This is a genomic window from Mycobacterium lepromatosis (assembly GCF_000975265.2).
GTDB classification, from domain to species: Bacteria; Actinomycetota; Actinomycetes; order Mycobacteriales; family Mycobacteriaceae; genus Mycobacterium; species Mycobacterium lepromatosis.
On the sequence record NZ_CP083405.1, the window covers coordinates 1,323,634 to 1,340,874 of the forward strand.

Below are 17,241 nucleotides of genomic sequence, written 5' to 3' on the forward strand. Positions count from 1 at the left end.
GATCATCAGCTGACAGCCGACACTGGCGTCAGCAGTGCCTGTTTTTCCGAATCCTGTGACGTCACGCGGGTAGTGACGGTAAGTCCAGCAGCAACAATGACTGCCAACGCCCACCACACATAGGACATCCCGGCAAGTTGACGCCACCACACTGCGGTTACCTCCTGATGCTGCGGAAGCAGGCTGATGGGTGTCCATTTCATCAGCGCCACTCCGGCAGCGCTGATCACCGCCACAGCCACGTTCTGGCGTCGCCAGCTTAAGACTCCTGTTACCAGCACTGCTGGCAGCATCCATACCCAGTGATGCGACCACGACACAGGTGAAACGACCAACCCGAACAAGGCGACGCAGATTACTGCCAGCATTGGCTCGCCGGCCCGCAGTACCCGTCGCATCGTCCATGCGGTTGCGGCCAACACGAGCAAGCAACCGGCTGCCCAGAGCAGGAAACGCTCGTGCTCCCCAAGCCCGAGCCTGGCGAGGGCACCCGCGATGTTCTGGTCAGTGTTTAATGCCGCGGCACCGATCCGTTCGGTGTTGTGTACGGTGTGAGTCCAGTACTCCCATGAATCGCGCCAGGCGAGCACGAAACCAACCAGCGTCGCGCCTGCGAAGGATGCCCAAGACGTCAGTGCTGTGCGGTTGTCGCGGCGCAGCACGAAATAGAGCAGAAATACTGCTGGAGTGAGTTTCAAGGCGATGCCCAAACCCAGCATCAGCCCGCGTGGCCATGGTGTGCGTCGTGGCACGCAGTCGGCGATCACTAGAGTCATCAGTACGACGTTGATCTGGCCGAAGGCGAAATTCGAACTGATTGGCTCTAACCAGATCGCTGCCGGAGCCACGATGATCGATGCCAACCACAGCCGGCGCAACCAGGCCGGCCCGGGCACCGCTCGCGACATGGCCCACACGTCCAGGCGGGTCAGCACGATCATCGTCGAGACGATTAGCAACACCAACGTTGTTAGCGTGATCGCCACGCTGGCGGCCGGCATGTGTAACCAGGCGAACGGGCAGAACGCGATGGCCGCCAGCGGCGGGTAGGTAAACGGTAAATTCAGCCCGATGGGTGTGTGAAATAACACATCGCCGCTGTATAGCGGACGCCCGTCCAGCCAGGCCCGACCGCCCATCTGATAGATGTCAATATCGATGCGGTACGGAGTGTGCCCCAGCAATTGCCAGGCCACTTGTCCCAGTGCTGCCACAGCTAGCAACCAAAGCAGGCAGCAGCGCCCGATCTGCCTGTGTTGACTGCCCATGTCAGACGTTTGCTGTTTACTCATGTCGCAGAACAGCGTAATGGGTGTCGCCGTGCCCGCGATGTGCCACAGTGCGGCTCACAACATTGTGTGGGAGTGCTGGTTTGCCTTTCTAAGGTGGTCCGCTGGTTCGTGCCTAGACTGCCGTGCTGGTTTCGCTGATGACATCATCGACTGTGGCCGATTGCTATAACGGTGCTGTCTGCTTGCTTTCATCCTGACGTTTTTTGTTACCCGAACTTTCGTGCGCTTGATCCGCCACAGTGCCTACGCTGGTTGCTCAAGTGGTGGCAATCGCGCGATATTCACATCAGGTTGGTGCATTAGTTAGTACTGTGGTGTTCGGCGTGGTGCTGTTAATGATCTCCGGCCTGACACTGGTGACCTTGTATGTAGACGGGAGGTAGTCCAAATTCGCCTTGGCCACAACGTCGTTCGAGATCTTGGTCGCGTTGGTGCTCGACGTGCATGCGTTAGTCCTGCACTTGTTCGACGTCTACTGGTCAGAAGATGAGCGCACGTTGGTGGATGTGTTTTTCACAGCGGCGGCGGTGGGACTGCTGATTTTGGGCTTGCATCTGCTGATGTTTTTCTGCCGATGTAGCATTCCGACGACTCCGTGGTGCTGCGGGCCGAAGTGGGCGGCATGCTGGCTTTGCTGCTGGCTGTGGTGTTATTGTTAATAAGGTTAAGGTGTGGAGTGGCCTGCTCGGTATGTTCATCCTCGTCCTGCTGGTCATCGCGTAATGCATGCCTTGTGGCTTTGCGCTACTCAGCACTCAGCCGGGTAAGATGCTGTGCTCAGCGTAACAGGAACGCACACTGGGTCGCCCGGTAGTGTGTGTGTGTGCCAAGCTGTTGTTGCAGTGCGTGATCGTCGGCACCTCGTGGCCTGCCCGACGAGCGCGCCGTCGACGCCTAGCTGGATTTTGACATGCACCTCCGTGACTTCACTCGAGGGCGCATTTTCTGCCTTGGTCGGTAACAGAGTCGGTGGAGTCGTCAGCAAGTCGGGTGCGGAAAAGCCTTACTCCCGAATTGTAGAAAGGGGATGGGAACCGGACCCGTATCGCGGGCACCGCGCTCTTGACTGCCAATGCGGTACTTCTACGACACTGAATTCATTGAAGACGGCCGCACCATCGAGCTGGTCTCGATCGGGGTGGTCGCCGAGGATGGACGCGAATATTACGCTGTGTCAAATGAATTCGATCCGGCGCGGGCTGGTAATTGGGTACGCGTCAATGTGCTTTCTAAGCTGCCACCGCTGGCCTCTCAGTTGTGGCGCTCGCGCAGGCAAATCCGTCTAGATCTGGAGGAGTTTTTCGGTGTTGACGGTCCGGAGCTGACCGAGCCGATCGAATTGTGGGCCTGGGTGGGCGCCTACGACCACGTGGCCTTGTGTCAGTTGTGGGGCCCGATGCCAGACCTGCCGGAGGCGTTGCCTCGTTTCACTCGGGACATCCGGCAGTTGTGGGAAGACCGGGGTTGTCCCCGGATGCCGCCGCGACCGCGTGACCTGCACGACGCGTTGGTAGACGCCCGTGACCAGCTGCGCCGATTCCGGCTCATCACGTCCGCAGACGATGTAGGCTAGCCTACCGACGTGCTGAGCAAGGTGCGTTCGACGTGACGTTCGCCCTGCCCAGCAGTCGGACCCGGTTACCATGGGCCGATGAACTGGACCGTCGACATTCCGATAGACCAGCTACCGCCGTTGCCGGCAGACCTGCGAGCACGGCTGGACGTCGCATTAGCAAAGCCGGCCGCCCAGCAGCCTAGCTGGCCCGTTGACCAGGCTGCCGCGATGCGCACTGTCCTGGAAAGCGTACCGCCGGTGACCGTGCCGTCCGAGATCATTCGGTTGCAGGAACAGCTAGCCCTGGTCGCAAAGGGTAAAGCGTTCCTGTTGCAGGGCGGTGACTGTGCGGAGACGTTCGTCGACAACACTGAACCCCACATCCGGGGTAACGTCCGCACCCTATTGCAGATGGCCGTGGTGTTGACATACGGCGCCAGCCTGCCAGTGGTGAAGGTGGCTCGTATCGCTGGCCAGTACGCCAAGCCGCGGTCTGCCGATGTCGACGCTTTGGGGCTGAAGTCTTACCGCGGCGACATGATCAACGGTTTCGCGCCCGATGCTGCAGCACGCGAACACGACCCGTCGCGTCTTGTGCGGGCCTATGCCAATGCTAGCGCGGCGATGAACCTGGTGCGAGCACTGACGTCGTCGGGGTTGGCATCGCTGCATCTGGTCCACGACTGGAACCGGGAATTCGTTCGTACCTCACCGGCCGGTGCGCGCTATGAGGCACTGGCTGGCGAGATCGGTCGCGGACTGGCCTTCATGAGCGCTTGCGGGGTGGCGGATCGGAATTTGCAAACCGCTGAAATCTACGCCAGTCACGAGGCGTTGGTGCTCGATTACGAGCGGGCCATGTTGCGGTTGGCTGGAGCTCCGGAAGGCGCAGATGAGGGTCTGCAGCTCTACGACCTGTCGGCGCACACCGTGTGGATCGGCGAGCGGACCCGGCAACTTGATGGTGCGCATGTCGCCTTTGCTGAGGTAATTGCCAACCCAATCGGCGTCAAGATGGGCGCGACGATGACCCCGGAGTTGGCTGTTGAATACGTCGAGCGGCTTGACCCGCACAACAAACCGGGCCGGTTAACTTTGGTGAGCAGGCTGGGCAACAACAAGGTGCGCGACGTGTTGCCGCCGATCGTCGAGAAAGTGAAGGCCACCGGTCACCAGGTGATCTGGCAGTGCGACCCGATGCACGGCAATACGCACGAATCGTCCACCGGTTACAAGACGCGGCATTTCGACCGAGTTGTCGACGAAGTGCAGGGTTTTTTCGAGGTGCATCGTGCGCTTGGCACACACCCAGGCGGCATCCATGTCGAGATCACCGGGGAGGACGTCACCGAATGTTTGGGTGGCGCGCAAGATATTTCTGACACGGATCTAGCTGGCCGCTATGAGACAGCGTGCGATCCGCGATTGAACACCCAGCAGTCTCTGGAGTTGGCGTTCCTGGTTGCGGAGATGTTGCGTGACTAGGTACTTTAACGCTCAAAGCAGTCCGCTCAGGTGGTTTCCGATTGTCCATGCCACTGTCGCAGCCAACCCGGCGGTTGCCATCACCACCCCTACCCAGATCAACACCATCCGGCGAGCGTGCTGTCGTGCCCAGATGAATTCGCTGATTGCGATACCGGCGAATTGGACTGACACCGGTTCGTACTCGTACTCGTCGGGGGAGTCGATATCGGGCTCAGCTAGTCTTCTTCGCGCCGAGCAGTCCCCCAGTCTGCGGGTAAACTGGTGGGTGGGTTGAGGTATGGGTGCGTTTACGGCCGGCTGCACGTGTTGCTCAACTGGCCGCTCGACCACGCGACTGCGGTGCAGTGCCGCCGATCGGTATTGGGCGGTGTTGCGCGGCGCGGGTACTCGGAATGGCGGCAGCGCCAATTCCTCCGCTATGGCGTCCACGTGAGCGGCCATCTCTATCGCGTCGGCATATCGACCGCTAGGGTCGCGGACCGTCGCGTGTGCCACCAGCTCGTCGAATTGCGGTGGTACACCGGTAATCACCGCGCTGGCGCGGGGGACATCGGTCTCCAGCCTTTGATAGGCGATCGACAGCGCCGAGTCGCCGATAAACGGTGTGTGTCCGGTTAGCAGCTCGTAGGTCATGATCCCCGCAGAGTAAACATCACTGCGGGGACTGGTGTCGCCGTCGCGGACCTGCTCGGGGGACAGGTAGGCCACGGTACCCAGGATGATACTTGTCGAGGTGATGCCAGCGGCTGCGACGGCACGTACCAATCCGAAATCGGCGATCTTGACTTCGCCGTCGTAGGAAATCAGGATGTTTTCGGGCTTGACGTCGCGGTGCACCAGGCCTGATCGATGGGCGGCTGCCAGGCCGCCTAGCACCGGGCGAAGCACCGCCACGACGGCGTGTGGTGGCATCGGGCCGCGTTCGGCCAGCAGTTCGCGCAGCGTGCCACCCTCGATGAGTTCCATCACCAGGAATGGGTTACGGCCATCTAGGCCTTGGTCGTAGACTGCGACCAGCCCAGGGTCCTTCAGCCGTGCGACGGAGCGGGCCTCGAGCTGAAAGCGGGTCAGGAGCTGGTCGTCGCCAGCGTAGCGAGAGTCCATCACCTTTACCGCGACGGGGCGATCGAGCCGGATGTCGACGCCGCGGTACACTGTCGCGGTGCCGCCGTTGGCGATCTTGGCTTTTAGGAGGTAACGGCCATCGAGCAACGCGCTGTCCAACGGGTCCTGATGCAGACTGGCACGGCCTGGGGAAGCTCCAGGTAATTCAGTCGTTTCCACCGGACCATCATAGGTGTGGTAAGCGGGGTTGGGCGTGAGAATTTAGGCTCATTGTGCGTGCCAGCTTCTACACTTGCACGGTGGGTAGTATTCCAGCTGGTGACGACGTTTTGGAGCCCGACGAGCCAACATACGACCTGACCCAGGTCGCTGAGCTACTCGGTATACCGGTCAGCAGAGTGCACCAACAGTTGCGAGAAGGCTATTTGGTTGCCTTGCGACGTGGCGATGGTTTGGTAGTGCCGCAGATTTTTTTCACCAATTCCGGTGCGGTGGCGAAAAGCCTGCCTGGACTTTTGACGATCTTGCATGATGGCAATTTTCATGAAACTGAAATTTTGCGTTGGTTATTCACTCCAGATCCGTCGCTTACCCTCACTCGCGACGGTAGTCGGGATGTCGTTAGCAACGCCCGTCCCGTTGACGCGTTGCATGCCCATCAGGCTCGGGAAGTAGTGCGCCGAGCGCAGGCTATGGCGTATTAAGCGGTATCTGGCGCTTGATAGAGCGCGTGCCAGACTATTAGTGCACAGGCTGTGGCTAGTGAAAAATGCAGCCATGAATACATGCCGTGTGATCCGTCGGGTTTGAAAATTACCATGACCCAGGCGGAGAACCCTGCGATGGTTGCCAGCTTTTGCCGTGACTGGGTTAACGGCGCTGCTACCGCCAGTGGCCACGAGTAATACCACGGCAGAGCAGCGGGAACAAACAGCACCACAATCAGCATTGACCACGCGATACCGGTCAGCGCGGATCGGTCGTTGCGGCGGTATCGCCACCACAACAGTGGCAGCGATACCGCGATGATTACGATTCCGATAAACCGGGTCACCCGCAGCACGCCGTAGAAGTCGGTGGCGAAGAAACCGTTGGCCAGAACGTTTACCAGGTTCGCTACCGCGGTCGGTACGGTAAGCCAGTTGATGATCTTCACCGATCCGGCCAGCGCAGTCAGCCACCCTAAGCCTACACTGGCCACAGTGGACAATACCGCGAACACTGCAGCGAAGATTAACAGTGCTGTCGCAGTGGCCGCCAAGAAAGCTTGGGCTGGTCGGTAGCTCCGTCGGTCGTGCAGCTGGCGCATCCACACCCAGACCATGAAGGGCAATGAGATTCCAGCGGTCGCCTTGACTGCGATTGCGACTGTGATGAGGGCGGTACCCGCGACATTGCGGCCCTGGAAGATTAGTGCGACGCCAGCGGTCATCAGGCCCACCATCAGCATCTCGTTGTGAACCCCGCCCATCAGATGGATGAGCACTAGCGGGTTGAGAACGCAGGTCCACAGCGCGGTTGCGCCGTTGGCGCCGAAATGGTATGCCAGTCGAGGGGTGGCCCAGATCAACAGTGCCAATCCGGGCAGCATGCACAAGCGCAGCAGCATGGTTCCGGTCACCACATTGTTGCCCACTGTGAGCGTGACGAACTTCGCAACCAGAATGAATGCTGGACCGTAGGGTGCGGTGGTTATCGTCCAAATGGGACTTACGTTGTCCAGCAAAGCATTCGGGTTGCCGACCGGACTAACCAGGTAGGGATCCAGGCCGTCGCGCAACAGCGCGCCCTGAGCGAGATACGAGTAGGTGTCCCGGCTGAAGACTGGTACCGACAGCAGCAACGGCGCCAACCAGAAGCCGATGGTGGCCCGCATCATGAACTCGGTGGCTTGGCCCGCCAGGACACGTCGGCCCAGTCGTAGCCAAGCAATGAGCATCAGGCTCACTCCCATCCACAGTAAAATCGACGACAGCACCAATCCGTGGCCGAAGCGCAGCCAGGACATGCAAATCAATTCGAGCAGTGGGTCGTGTTGGCGGATGCTGCCTGCCCCCAACCCGCCTGTGGTGATCAGCAGCGAACCCAGCAACCCAAGCTTTGCGGGTCCGGACTCCGGGCCGGCGGCGAACTTACGAAGCCGTGAAAAATATTGGTTGATATATCGTTTTTTCGGCGAGTCTGCTTCCGGTGTGCACGTCGGAGTGGTCATCAGTTCAAGCGCATCAGGTCGTGGCCCTGGTAGCCAATTCGGACAGTCTTGCCCTGGCTGCCGTTGTGGATGGGTACAGCCGCTAGCGTGGTCAGCGCGCTGTAGGTGGGTGCGGCGATACGGTCCTCCGTGGTGGTCAATGCACCCATTGACTCGATGACCTCGCGTAGTTCGCGCACCTGTGCTTCAGTGAGTGTGGTGCCAATCGAGGTCCGAAACAGGTTGGTTGCTGAGGGATCTGATGTACCTGCCAATACTATTGCCTCCGCCGCCAACACGGTGCACTTGCCGGACCTCAGGTCATCGCCTGACGGTTGTCCTGTCACCTCAGGATCAGCCCCCGAACAAGCCGAGCACATCGTCGTGTAGCTGGAACGCTACCCCCAGGTCCATTTCAACCTGGCCGAAGATGACCGCAATGTCCGGGTCTATCGGCGTGGTTAGTCCGTAGTTGTAGCGGTCGCGACACCGTGTAGCAAGCGGTCTTGTAGACGGTGACGAACATCGCTGAGGCGGTCGACTCCGTGACGCTGGCCTCGGCAACGATGTCGAGGTATTGCCCGCCCAGCACCGGGATGCGGATATCGGTCCATACGTGCTGGGCTCGCGACTCGACGTCGGGCGGTCGGTCTGCTCTGCAGACTTAGGAGACGATGTCATAGGTCCAGACCTGCGCCGGGTTGCCAATCAGGGTGGCTGCCGACTTCCCGAACTGATCGAGCGTTCCCCGCCAGTTTCGGCCGCGATGCAGTACCGCGAATCGCACGTGGGCCGCTGGCCTGCCACTGGGTCGAGGACTCGTCGATCACGTCGTCGTGCAGTAGCCGTGAAAGCATGCAGCAATTCCAACGCGAAAAATATGAAGCAACACAGCGTTATTGGGGCTTCAGGTCGCGAAGGCCTGCTCAACCTCAGTAGGTGAAGGCCGGCCGCAGTCGTTTGCCCCCGCTCAGCACGAAAATCCTCGAAACCTGTGAGCAAATTGCTGCAGTAGCTGCCTCCAGGTCCACGTATTTAGGCGGCCTCGTCGCGCCGATCACGCAGACATTGTCGCAATTGGCAGGTAGAATGGTACATGGTCAACTCGACGGTCGTGGCCGATTCTATGCTCAGCTCGATGCCCCTTTCCGTTCGGTGTGTCCAGTGTATTCCACAGTGGTGGCGTGGATGTTTTCGTGTGGCTCGGGCGGTGCTAACTAACTGTGGTGGCCCACGTTGCTTCGACGTAACCTCATAGCTTTGCCCCTATGCTGGCCAGAAGACCTGCGTTAGCTGGCGCGTCTGGCCCAGCACGATAGGTTTGGCGCAGCGTGGCGTCGCCGGAAGAAAACTAGTCATTTGATACCCGAGGAGCCGTGTGACCCTCAACACCATCGCGCTCGAGCTGGTGCCACCGAACGTGGACCATGGTCAGGAGCGGGCAGTCGAAGATGCGCGCAAGGTGGTTCAATACTCCGCCGAATCCGGCCTTAGCGGCCGGATTCGGCACGTGATGATTCCGGGGATGATAGTCGAGGAAGACGATCGGCCCATTCCGATGAAGCCAAAGCTGGACGTGCTCGACTTCTGGTCGATGGTCAGACCGGAGTTGCCCGGGATCAATGGGCTGTGCACTCAGGTCACAGCGTTCATGGATGAGGCATCGCTGGGTCGGCGGCTCGCCGATCTATCCGCTGCCGGCATGGAGGGTGTGGTTTTTGTCGGTGTACCGCGCACGATGAATGACGGTGAGGGCTCCGGTGTCGCACCGACCGACGCCTTGTCGATGTATCGTGAGTTGGTGGCTAACCGTGGCGTGATCGTCATCCCCACCAGGGACGGCGAGCAGGGTCGGCTGAATTTCAAGTGCAATCAGGGCGCGACCTACGGCATGACCCAGTTGCTGTATTCCGATGCAATCGTGCGTTTTCTTACCGAGTTCGCCAAGCACACCGACCATCGGCCCGAACTCTTGCTGTCGTTCGGCTTCGTGCCGAAGGCCGAAAGCCGGGTCGGCTTGATTAATTGGCTTATTCAGGACTTGGGAAATGCCGCAGTGGCCGGTGAGCAGGAGTTCGTCAAACGGTTGGCGGGCAGCGAACCTGCTCAAAAGCGACAACTCATGCTCGATCTGTACCAGCGCGTGATAGACGGCGTCGCCGAACTAGGCTTTCCACTGAGCATCCATTTCGAAGCGACGTATGGTATGTCCCCAGCGGCTTTCGATACCTTCGCGGAGATGGTTTCCTATTGGCCACCAGCTTGCGTGGGACAGTCGGGCGAGTCAACATAACCGGGATCGGGACGAGCTGTCCCGCGGTACTTGCAGTCCCGCGGAGCGTTTTCGCTCGCTCCAGGCCAACAGCGCGACCACACTGGCAGCCGAGAACGATGCAATACCCAGCCAGATGGCGGCTCCGGTGAAGGAACGGGTATCGGGATCGGTGTAGCGGGCTTGTGCGCTCATGGTGCTAACTACGCCTGGTTTAAGTTTCCACGCCACAACCTCGGTCTCGATGCGGTCACCGTTGGTGGACGTCACGACTCCGGGGAAGGCGACGGTTAATTCGACGTCGGCATCGGGATCGGTCACCGAGGTCAGATCTGCCCGGCCTTCCAGGATCACCAGGTTGCTGTTGCGGCGCAGCGACAGGTTCATGCCGGCGGCGCTGGAGTTCATGTTGGCCAGCTGCGGCAACTCGGCGAACGTCAAGTCGGAGAACACCGCTTGTGACCCGACATAGCCATCGCTATCGTAGTTCGATACCGACACCTTTTGGTTGAACGGCAAATTGCCGTTAAGCCGTGGGCCAGTGTCATTGTTATTTTTCGGTTTTGCCGCGGCGATGATCTCCCCGGATACTAGGTTGTCAGGTGAAATGGTGATCGAGGCCTTGACCCGCAAGCATCCGGTAGCCAACGGCACCAACACCAGTAGCAGTGCGCCGGCCAGCATGCGCCGCCACCGAGCGGTGCATACTCGGGTGAACACCGGGGGGAGTCTGGCGAGCACCAGGTCATCGTGCCAGACTCGTTGAGTCGTTTCGGCGACCCCTCCGAAGAGCACGTCGGGGACCGCACTGTTACAGCGGAAGAGCGCGACCTAAGATTGCGAATGCCCGTGGATCGCCAGCGAAGTAGTGGCAGCGGATGATGTCCATGAAACCCAGCCGCCGGTATAATCGCCACGCTCGGTTGGTTCCGCCGTTAGTTTCTGGTGTGGAGAGCAGCACGTTGTTTTCACGGCGATTAGCGAGCAGCCGGCGGGTCAATGCTTCGCCGATGCCGCGGCCTTGGGTACGAGGATGAATGTGCAATTCGGTCAACTCGAAATAACTGGTCATTAGCCGAGCGATTTCAAGCGTTGGCAAGCCACCGCGTTGCAAGCCCCGGATAACCTGCTGTTGCCACCACTGACCCGGTGCCCCAGGGTAGCCGTAGGCCACGCCGAGCAATGGTGCGTTGCTTAGTTCGTCAGCTGACGGCGTCGGATGGGTAGGACTGTCGGCCGTGTCGGCTAAGTCTGTTGCTTCAATTCCGACCTCGACGGCGGCCACCGCTTGCCAGCCCGGTCGCCAGATGTGCTCCAGCCATATTCCGGCACGTAGATTTTCGGTGTCCCGTGGGTATTGCATCGCGTCAACATAGACGTCCAAGGCCTCGCTGAGGCGCCGTTCCATTTCGTTTGGCGACAAATTGATAAGGAATATCGCCAATTCGTGGTGTCCTCCTCAGTAATACCAATATCCAATGACTCGGTGAGATGTATCTATGCAATCATTATCGGATGGCATGGCCGTCAACCGACGAAGGGGTGTAGCAACACATCGACGACCCGGCTTGCTTCCGTAAGTAGTTCATGGCCCATGGGGATTCCGGGCTGTGTCGTCATGGCGGTGCGGCTTGGATAGAATCGACCGAGAATCAGTGGTATGGCATAGGTTGACCTCGTATCATTGAAAGTTAGTTGCCCACACCAACGGGCATCCGCGTTCTATCGATAGTTACGTGTTAACCTGTCGGCAAGGAGGGACGAATGCCACTCTCCGATCATGAGCAGCGGATGCTCGATCAGATCGAGAGCGCTCTCTACGCCGAAGACCCCAAGTTCGTGTCGAGTGTACGCGGTGGGGGGGTGCGTACACCGACCACGCGGCGGCGCACCCAAGGTGCGACGTTGTTTGTCATTGGTCTGGGGATGTTGGTTTGTGGGGTTGCATTTAAGGCCACCATGATCGGAAGCTTTCCGATTCTTAGCGTCTTTGGCTTTGTCGTGATGTTTGGTGGTGTGGTGTTTGCCATTACCGGTTCGCGATTGTTCGGCAGGGCGAACCACCCGGGTTCGGCGCCTGGGACATCGCGTCAGCGTCGTTCGAAGGGCGCAGCGGGATCGTTCACTAGTCGTATGGAGGATCGGTTCCGGCGTCGCTTCGATGAATAGCGGAACCCCCAGCCGACCTACACACATATAACGGGGCAGCCACTGGCTGCCCCGTTTCGTTCCCCGAGCTCACTGTTAGCCCGATTCGGGAGCACAGTGAGCCGTGAAGGGCCTGATCCAAGCTCCACTGGGCTACACCAGGGTGCCCGTACCGTGTTTTAGGGCTTTGAAATGCGGTTTCTGATGTTCCGATCGGGTTGGGAGGTGTCTTCGGGTGCCCCTGGTTCGGCCTCGAGGTGGTGAATAGCCGCAAAAATTCGATTGCTCTACCCTATTAAATGGGTCTTTATGGGGCAAAGTGGTGGATTGTGGGGTATGGTGACTGAAGTGTTTGGGCGAGGCGGGACACGGTCTTGACGGGAGGTCAGCAGGTGTTTCTCGGCACTTACACGCCCAAACTCGACGACAAGGGGCGGCTGACGTTGCCCGCCAAATTCCGCGATGCGCTGGCAGGGGGTTTGATGGTAACCAAGAGCCAAGACCACAGCTTGGCTGTCTATCCCCGGGCGGAATTCGAGCAGCTAGCGCGCCGAGCTAGCAAGGTGTCGCGAAGAAACCCCGAAGCCAGGGCGTTCTTGCGCAATCTCGCCGCTGGAACCGACGAACAACATCCCGACCTGCAAGGCCGTATCACGTTGTCGGCCGACCACCGTCGCTATGCCAACCTTTCCAAGGACTGCGTGGTGATTGGAGCCGTCGATTACCTTGAGATCTGGGACGCACAGGCTTGGCATGACTACCGACAGACCCACGAAGAGAACTTCTCCGCGGCCAGCGATGAAGCACTTGACGACATCATCTAGTGGGTGGCGATTCGCTGCATCCGGCTCCGCCGCTCTTGCGATCGCCACGAGATCTAAGGCGGATGCCTCCGCATTGTGGTCTCTGTCCGAAGGCACGACCCTGGCGTACTTCCCCAACGCCAGGGTCGTGCCTTCGGACAGAGACCACAATGCGGAGATGTTTGCATTCCTCGGGGCGGTTCCGAGAGGCAACAGGTGCCGCCAAGCCAGGGGAGGTGGCGAGGTGGCTAACGGCTCAAGTGTTTTCGGGCATGTGTCTGTCTTTGCGCAACGGTGTGTCACGCTGCTTACCCCTGCGTTGACCCGCCATCATGCTGATGGGTCCAATGCGGTCCTGGTGGACGCCACCCTCGGCGCTGGTGGGCATGCAGAGCGATTCCTGACCGAATTTCCGGGTTTGCGGCTGATTGGACTTGACCGCGACCCGAGCGCCCTGGATATCGCCCGGACTCGGCTAATGCGATTTGCCGACCGGGTCACGTTAATCCATACGCGTTATGACCTCCTCGCTGTGGCACTGAACAAATTTGGTTATGCCGCAGTGGAATCGGTCGATGGCGTGCTGTTCGATCTAGGTGTCTCGTCCATGCAGCTGGACCGTGTCGAGCGAGGTTTTTCCTACGCTCAAGACGTGCCGTTGGACATGCGGATGGACCCGGGGTTACCTGTTAGCGCGGCCGATATCGTCAACAACTATGACGAGGCCGCATTAGCCGATCTCCTTCGCCGGTATGGTGAGGAGCGATTCGCACGCCGCATCGCTGCGTACATCGTCCGCCGGCGTGCCCACACTCCGTTCACTTCGACTGCCGAGCTGGTAGCTCTTTTGTACCAGGCGGTTCCGGCGCCGGCCCGGCGCACCGGCGGCCATCCGGCCAAGCGCACGTTTCAGGCACTGCGGATCGCGGTCAACGACGAGTTGAACTCGCTGAGCAACGGCCTTCCCGCTGCGCTGGATGCGCTAACTGTGGCCGGGCGCCTCGTGGTGCTGGCCTATCAGTCGCTCGAGGACCGGATAGTCAAACGCGTGTTTGCCGACGCGGTCGCCTCTCGCACGCCGGCGGGCCTCCCGATCGAACTTCCGGGCCATGGACCGCGATTCCGGTTGTTGACGCGCGGCGCTGAACACGCAGATGCTGCTGAGATCGAACGCAATCCCCGCAGTGCCGCCGTGCGATTACGGGCCCTACAACGAACCGAGCATGGAGTGGAACCGCAGCAGCCAACTAGGAGGGGCGACTCATGAAGGCTCAGCGTGACATGTCGATCCGCCGTGGCGGCAGTGGTCGTCCGGGTGGACGCGACGATGCTGCCCGCAGTGGCAAGCGCACTGCTAATGATGCGGGGTCACGTCGCCTCCGAACGCACGCTGGCAAGATCTCGGCTTCCGCCCGTGAAGTCGGGGTGCCGAAATCTGGCCCACGAACCAGCCCGATGTCTCGACCGGTCGAGCGGCCAGCTCGTCCCAGAAGCACCACGCAGGCTAAGGCGCGGGCAAAGGCACGGAAAGCCAAGGCGCCCAAAGTTGTCCGCTCTCGGTTGGGTGAGCGTTTGGTCGCCCGGTTGGCATTGATAGACCTGAGTCCGCGGACATTGGCGAACAAAGTTCCGTTTGTTGTGCTGGTAATCAGTTCTCTCGGCGTTGGGCTGGGCCTCACGCTGTGGTTGTCCACTGATTCTGCTGAGCGTTCGTACCAGCTTAGCGATGCCCGTGAGCAGGCTCGGATGTTGCAGCAACAGAAGGAAGCGCTCGAACGTGATGTGCGCGAAGCAGAATCTGCGCCGGCGCTGGCCGAGGCGGCTCGCAAGCAGGGTATGATCCCGACCAAGGATACTGCCCACTTGGTCCAGGACCCGGAAGGTAACTGGGTGGTTGTAGGTATGCCCAAGCCAGCCGACGGCGTTCCGCCGCCGCCGTTGAACACGAAGCTTCCTGACACAGGTCCTCCGTCGCTGAAACCGTCGGCAAGTCCCTTGGAGGTCCCGGTTCGGGTGGTACCGGGCCCCGGTGACCCATCCCCGCCGGCGAGGTCTGGACCGGAGATGTTGTTGCGCGCTCCTGACGGTGCAACGACTTTGGGCGGTCAACATCTACCTCAGGAACTTCCGCAGTTACCCGGTATACCCAACGGACCGGTCGCTGGGCAGGTGCAGGTCCCGGAGCTGATGCCGACGCCGGGGTTGTCAATTCCAAGCGGCGCGATGCGCGTACCAGTGCCCGCGCCGGCACCGGAGGAAGTGCCAGTTCGGCTGCAACCGGAGCTGATGCCTCCCGCAGCCACGGGTCCGGCTATATCTATATCGACGACCCCGGTGCCCGCGCCGGCTAACGGTGAGCAGTTCGGCCCCGTTACGGCCACAGCGCCAGGGACGTTGCGGTGAGACGCGGCGACGCTCACCGCCCCGGCTCGTCGAGGTCGACACAGCTGGGGAACAGCTCCAGCACACCGCCTGTTCGGCAACCGAAGCGGCTTAGTCAGCCAGAGAAAGCTAGGAAAGCCAAGGACACCAAAAAATCTCGTCCAGCGGTCACGCCGGATGTAGTAACGGCGGGTCATTCAGCGCGGAAGCGGCGCACTCGGCAGGTGGTCAAAGTAGGAACTGACGGTCCATCTTTCATCTTCCGACATCGAGGCGGCAACGTGGTTATCTTCGCGTTGATGCTGGTAGCGGCGACGCAGTTGTTCAGCCTGCAGGTCTCAAATGCCGCGGGTCTGCGTGCACAGGCGGCCGGACAACTCAGGGTCACTGACGTCGAAAGGGCGGTCCGCGGAAGTATCACCGACCGCAACAACGAGCAACTTGCTTTCACTACCGAATCACGCGCGTTGACGTTTCAGCCAAAGAAAATTCGCCAGCAGTTGGAGGAAGCCAAACAGAAAATGCCATCCGCTCCTGACCCGCAGCAGCGCCTGAAAGATATCGCCAAGGAGGTCGCGGGTCGGTTGAGCAACAAACCCGATGGTCCGTCGCTGCTGAAGAAGCTGCAAAGCAACGACAATTTCGTCTATTTGGCGCGCGCCGTCGATCCTGCCGTAGCCGAGGCGATCTCCGCAAAATATCCCGAAGTCGGATCTGAACGGCAGGACCTGCGCCAGTATCCGGGCGGATCGCTAGCGGCTAACATCGTCGGCGGCATCGACTGGGACGGCCACGGGTTGCTGGGTCTTGAGGACTCCCTGGACTCCGTGTTGTCCGGAACCGACGGTTCGGTCACCTACGACCGTGGGTCCGACGGCGTGGTTATCCCTGGCAGCTATCGCAATCGGCACCGGGCGGTCAACGGTTCGACCGTTCAGCTCACTATCGACGACGACATCCAGTTCTACGTGCAGCAACAGGTGCAGCAGGCAAAGAATTTGTCCGGCGCCCATAATGTTTCTGCTGTCGTCCTGGATGCCAAGACCGGTGAAGTACTTGCCATGGCCAACGACAACACCTTCGATCCGTCGCAAGACATTGGTCGCCAAGGCGATAAACAGCTGGGTAACTTGGCGGTTTCCTCGCCATTTGAGCCGGGCTCAGTTAATAAGGCCATCACCGCCTCCGCGGTCATTGAATATGGGTTGTCTACTCCCGATGAGGTGTTGCAGGTTCCTGGCTCGATCCGGATGGGTGGTGTGTCCGTCCATGATGCGTGGGAGCACGGTGTGGTGCCCTACACCACCACTGGAGTGTTCGGAAAGTCTTCCAACGTCGGCACGTTGATGCTGGCCCAGCGTGTCGGACCGGAACGCTTTTACGACATGGTTCGCAAGTTCGGTTTAGGTCAACGCACCGGTGTGGGGTTGCCCGGTGAGAGCGAGGGGCTGGTACCGTCCATCGACCAATGGTCGGGCAGCACATTTTCGAACTTGCCTATAGGGCAAGGTCTTTCGACAACTTTGCTACAGATGACCGGAATGTATCAGGTTATTGCTAATGACGGGGTGCGCATACCACCGCGGATTATTAAGGCTACTATCGCAGCTGACGGCACGCGGACGCAAGAACCGCGGCCGGACGGCATTCGGGTGGTGTCGCAGCAGACTGCCCAGACTGTGCGGAAGATGCTGAGCGCCGTGGTGCAAAGCGATCCGATGGGTTACCAGCAGGGCACAGGGCCCGCGGCCGGGGTATCCGGCTATCAGATTGCCGGCAAGACAGGTACTGCGCAGCAGGTTAATCCCTCCTGCAGATGCTACTTTGACGATGTCTACTGGATTACCTTTGCCGGAATGGCTACCGTCGACAATCCCCGCTACGTCATCGGCACCATGATGGACAACCCCGAGCGCAATGCGGATGGTACGCCCGGTCATAGTGCGGCCCCACTTTTCCATAACGTCGCGGGCTGGCTGATGCAACGTGAGAACGTGCCGCTATCCCCGGATCCGGGACCACCGTTGACGTTGCAGGCCACCTAG

General features: G+C 60.0%; 15 protein-coding genes and 1 pseudogene. 10 read left to right on the forward strand and 6 right to left on the reverse strand.

Going from position 1 to position 17,241, the window contains the following annotated elements; translation table 11 throughout:
- Positions 1–5 precede the first annotated feature (5 nt).
- A complete protein-coding gene (locus MLPF_RS06270; protein ID WP_045842774.1) occupies positions 6–1,292 on the reverse strand; it encodes a glycosyltransferase family 87 protein in 1,287 nt (428 codons plus the stop codon).
- 395 nt (positions 1,293–1,687) lie between these two features.
- On the opposite strand from MLPF_RS06270, the gene MLPF_RS06275 reads away from it, so the two are divergent.
- From MLPF_RS06275 to MLPF_RS06285, 3 genes are all read left to right on the forward strand, one after another.
- The gene (locus MLPF_RS06275) at positions 1,688–1,951 is read left to right on the forward strand and encodes a hypothetical protein (protein WP_236684906.1); all 264 of its coding nucleotides are present in this window, start codon (positions 1,688–1,690) and stop codon (positions 1,949–1,951) included.
- 413 nt (positions 1,952–2,364) lie between these two features.
- Entirely contained in the window at positions 2,365–2,865 is a 501-nt protein-coding gene (locus MLPF_RS06280) for a polyadenylate-specific 3'-exoribonuclease AS (RefSeq protein ID WP_045842775.1), read from the forward strand.
- 78 nt (positions 2,866–2,943) lie between these two features.
- The gene (locus MLPF_RS06285; RefSeq protein WP_045842776.1) at positions 2,944–4,332 is read left to right on the forward strand and encodes a class II 3-deoxy-7-phosphoheptulonate synthase; all 1,389 of its coding nucleotides are present in this window, start codon (positions 2,944–2,946) and stop codon (positions 4,330–4,332) included.
- A 12-nt stretch (positions 4,333–4,344) separates the two neighbouring features.
- Here MLPF_RS06285 and MLPF_RS06290 read toward each other — a convergent pair whose 3' ends face one another.
- Complete coding sequence (locus MLPF_RS06290; protein WP_175266364.1) at positions 4,345–5,574, reverse strand: protein kinase domain-containing protein; 1,230 nt, start codon at positions 5,572–5,574, stop codon at positions 4,345–4,347.
- A gap of 125 nt (positions 5,575–5,699) precedes the next feature.
- Here MLPF_RS06290 and MLPF_RS06295 point away from each other — a divergent pair, with 125 nt between their 5' ends.
- Complete coding sequence (locus MLPF_RS06295) at positions 5,700–6,104, forward strand: Rv2175c family DNA-binding protein (RefSeq protein WP_045842798.1); 405 nt, start codon at positions 5,700–5,702, stop codon at positions 6,102–6,104.
- Here MLPF_RS06295 and MLPF_RS06300 read toward each other — a convergent pair.
- Both MLPF_RS06300 and MLPF_RS06305 read right to left on the reverse strand, forming a co-directional pair.
- Positions 6,101–7,612: an alpha-(1->6)-mannopyranosyltransferase A gene (locus tag MLPF_RS06300; RefSeq protein ID WP_045842777.1), complete on the reverse strand. Its 1,512-nt coding sequence runs from the start codon at positions 7,610–7,612 to the stop codon at positions 6,101–6,103. The two genes, MLPF_RS06295 and MLPF_RS06300, sit on opposite strands and share 4 nt — an antisense overlap.
- 13 nt (positions 7,613–7,625) lie before the next feature.
- Positions 7,626–8,689: pseudogene (locus tag MLPF_RS06305) on the reverse strand (polyprenyl synthetase family protein).
- Between the two features lie 280 nt (positions 8,690–8,969).
- On the opposite strand from MLPF_RS06305, the gene MLPF_RS06310 reads away from it, so the two are divergent.
- Positions 8,970–9,884, forward strand: coding sequence for a mycobacterial-type methylenetetrahydrofolate reductase (locus MLPF_RS06310; protein ID WP_045842778.1), 915 nt, complete (start codon positions 8,970–8,972; stop codon positions 9,882–9,884).
- On the opposite strand, the gene lppM is transcribed toward MLPF_RS06310, so the two are convergent.
- Both lppM and MLPF_RS06320 read right to left on the reverse strand, forming a co-directional pair.
- Positions 9,876–10,547 (reverse strand): lipoprotein LppM, encoded by a 672-nt coding sequence (lppM, locus tag MLPF_RS06315; protein WP_156147018.1) that lies wholly within the window; start codon positions 10,545–10,547, stop codon positions 9,876–9,878. The two genes, MLPF_RS06310 and lppM, sit on opposite strands and share 9 nt — an antisense overlap.
- 127 nt (positions 10,548–10,674) lie before the next feature.
- Entirely contained in the window at positions 10,675–11,307 is a 633-nt protein-coding gene (locus MLPF_RS06320) for a GNAT family N-acetyltransferase (RefSeq protein ID WP_045842779.1), read from the reverse strand.
- 320 nt (positions 11,308–11,627) lie between these two features.
- On the opposite strand from MLPF_RS06320, the gene MLPF_RS06325 reads away from it, so the two are divergent.
- The 5 genes from MLPF_RS06325 to MLPF_RS06345 all read left to right on the forward strand — a co-directional run bounded on the left by MLPF_RS06325 (position 11,628) and on the right by MLPF_RS06345 (position 17,241).
- On the forward strand, positions 11,628–12,032 hold the full coding sequence (locus tag MLPF_RS06325; RefSeq protein ID WP_045842780.1) for a DUF3040 domain-containing protein: 405 nt from the start codon (positions 11,628–11,630) through the stop codon (positions 12,030–12,032).
- A 371-nt stretch (positions 12,033–12,403) separates the two neighbouring features.
- On the forward strand, positions 12,404–12,835 hold the full coding sequence (mraZ, locus tag MLPF_RS06330; protein WP_045842781.1) for a division/cell wall cluster transcriptional repressor MraZ: 432 nt from the start codon (positions 12,404–12,406) through the stop codon (positions 12,833–12,835).
- A 127-nt stretch (positions 12,836–12,962) separates the two neighbouring features.
- On the forward strand, positions 12,963–14,081 hold the full coding sequence (gene rsmH / locus MLPF_RS06335; RefSeq protein WP_045842782.1) for a 16S rRNA (cytosine(1402)-N(4))-methyltransferase RsmH: 1,119 nt from the start codon (positions 12,963–12,965) through the stop codon (positions 14,079–14,081).
- Complete coding sequence (ftsL, locus tag MLPF_RS06340) at positions 14,078–15,217, forward strand: cell division protein FtsL (RefSeq protein WP_045842783.1); 1,140 nt, start codon at positions 14,078–14,080, stop codon at positions 15,215–15,217. The genes rsmH and ftsL overlap by 4 nt, the downstream gene beginning before the upstream one ends.
- A complete protein-coding gene (locus MLPF_RS06345; protein WP_045842784.1) occupies positions 15,214–17,241 on the forward strand; it encodes a peptidoglycan D,D-transpeptidase FtsI family protein in 2,028 nt (675 codons plus the stop codon). The genes ftsL and MLPF_RS06345 overlap by 4 nt, the downstream gene beginning before the upstream one ends.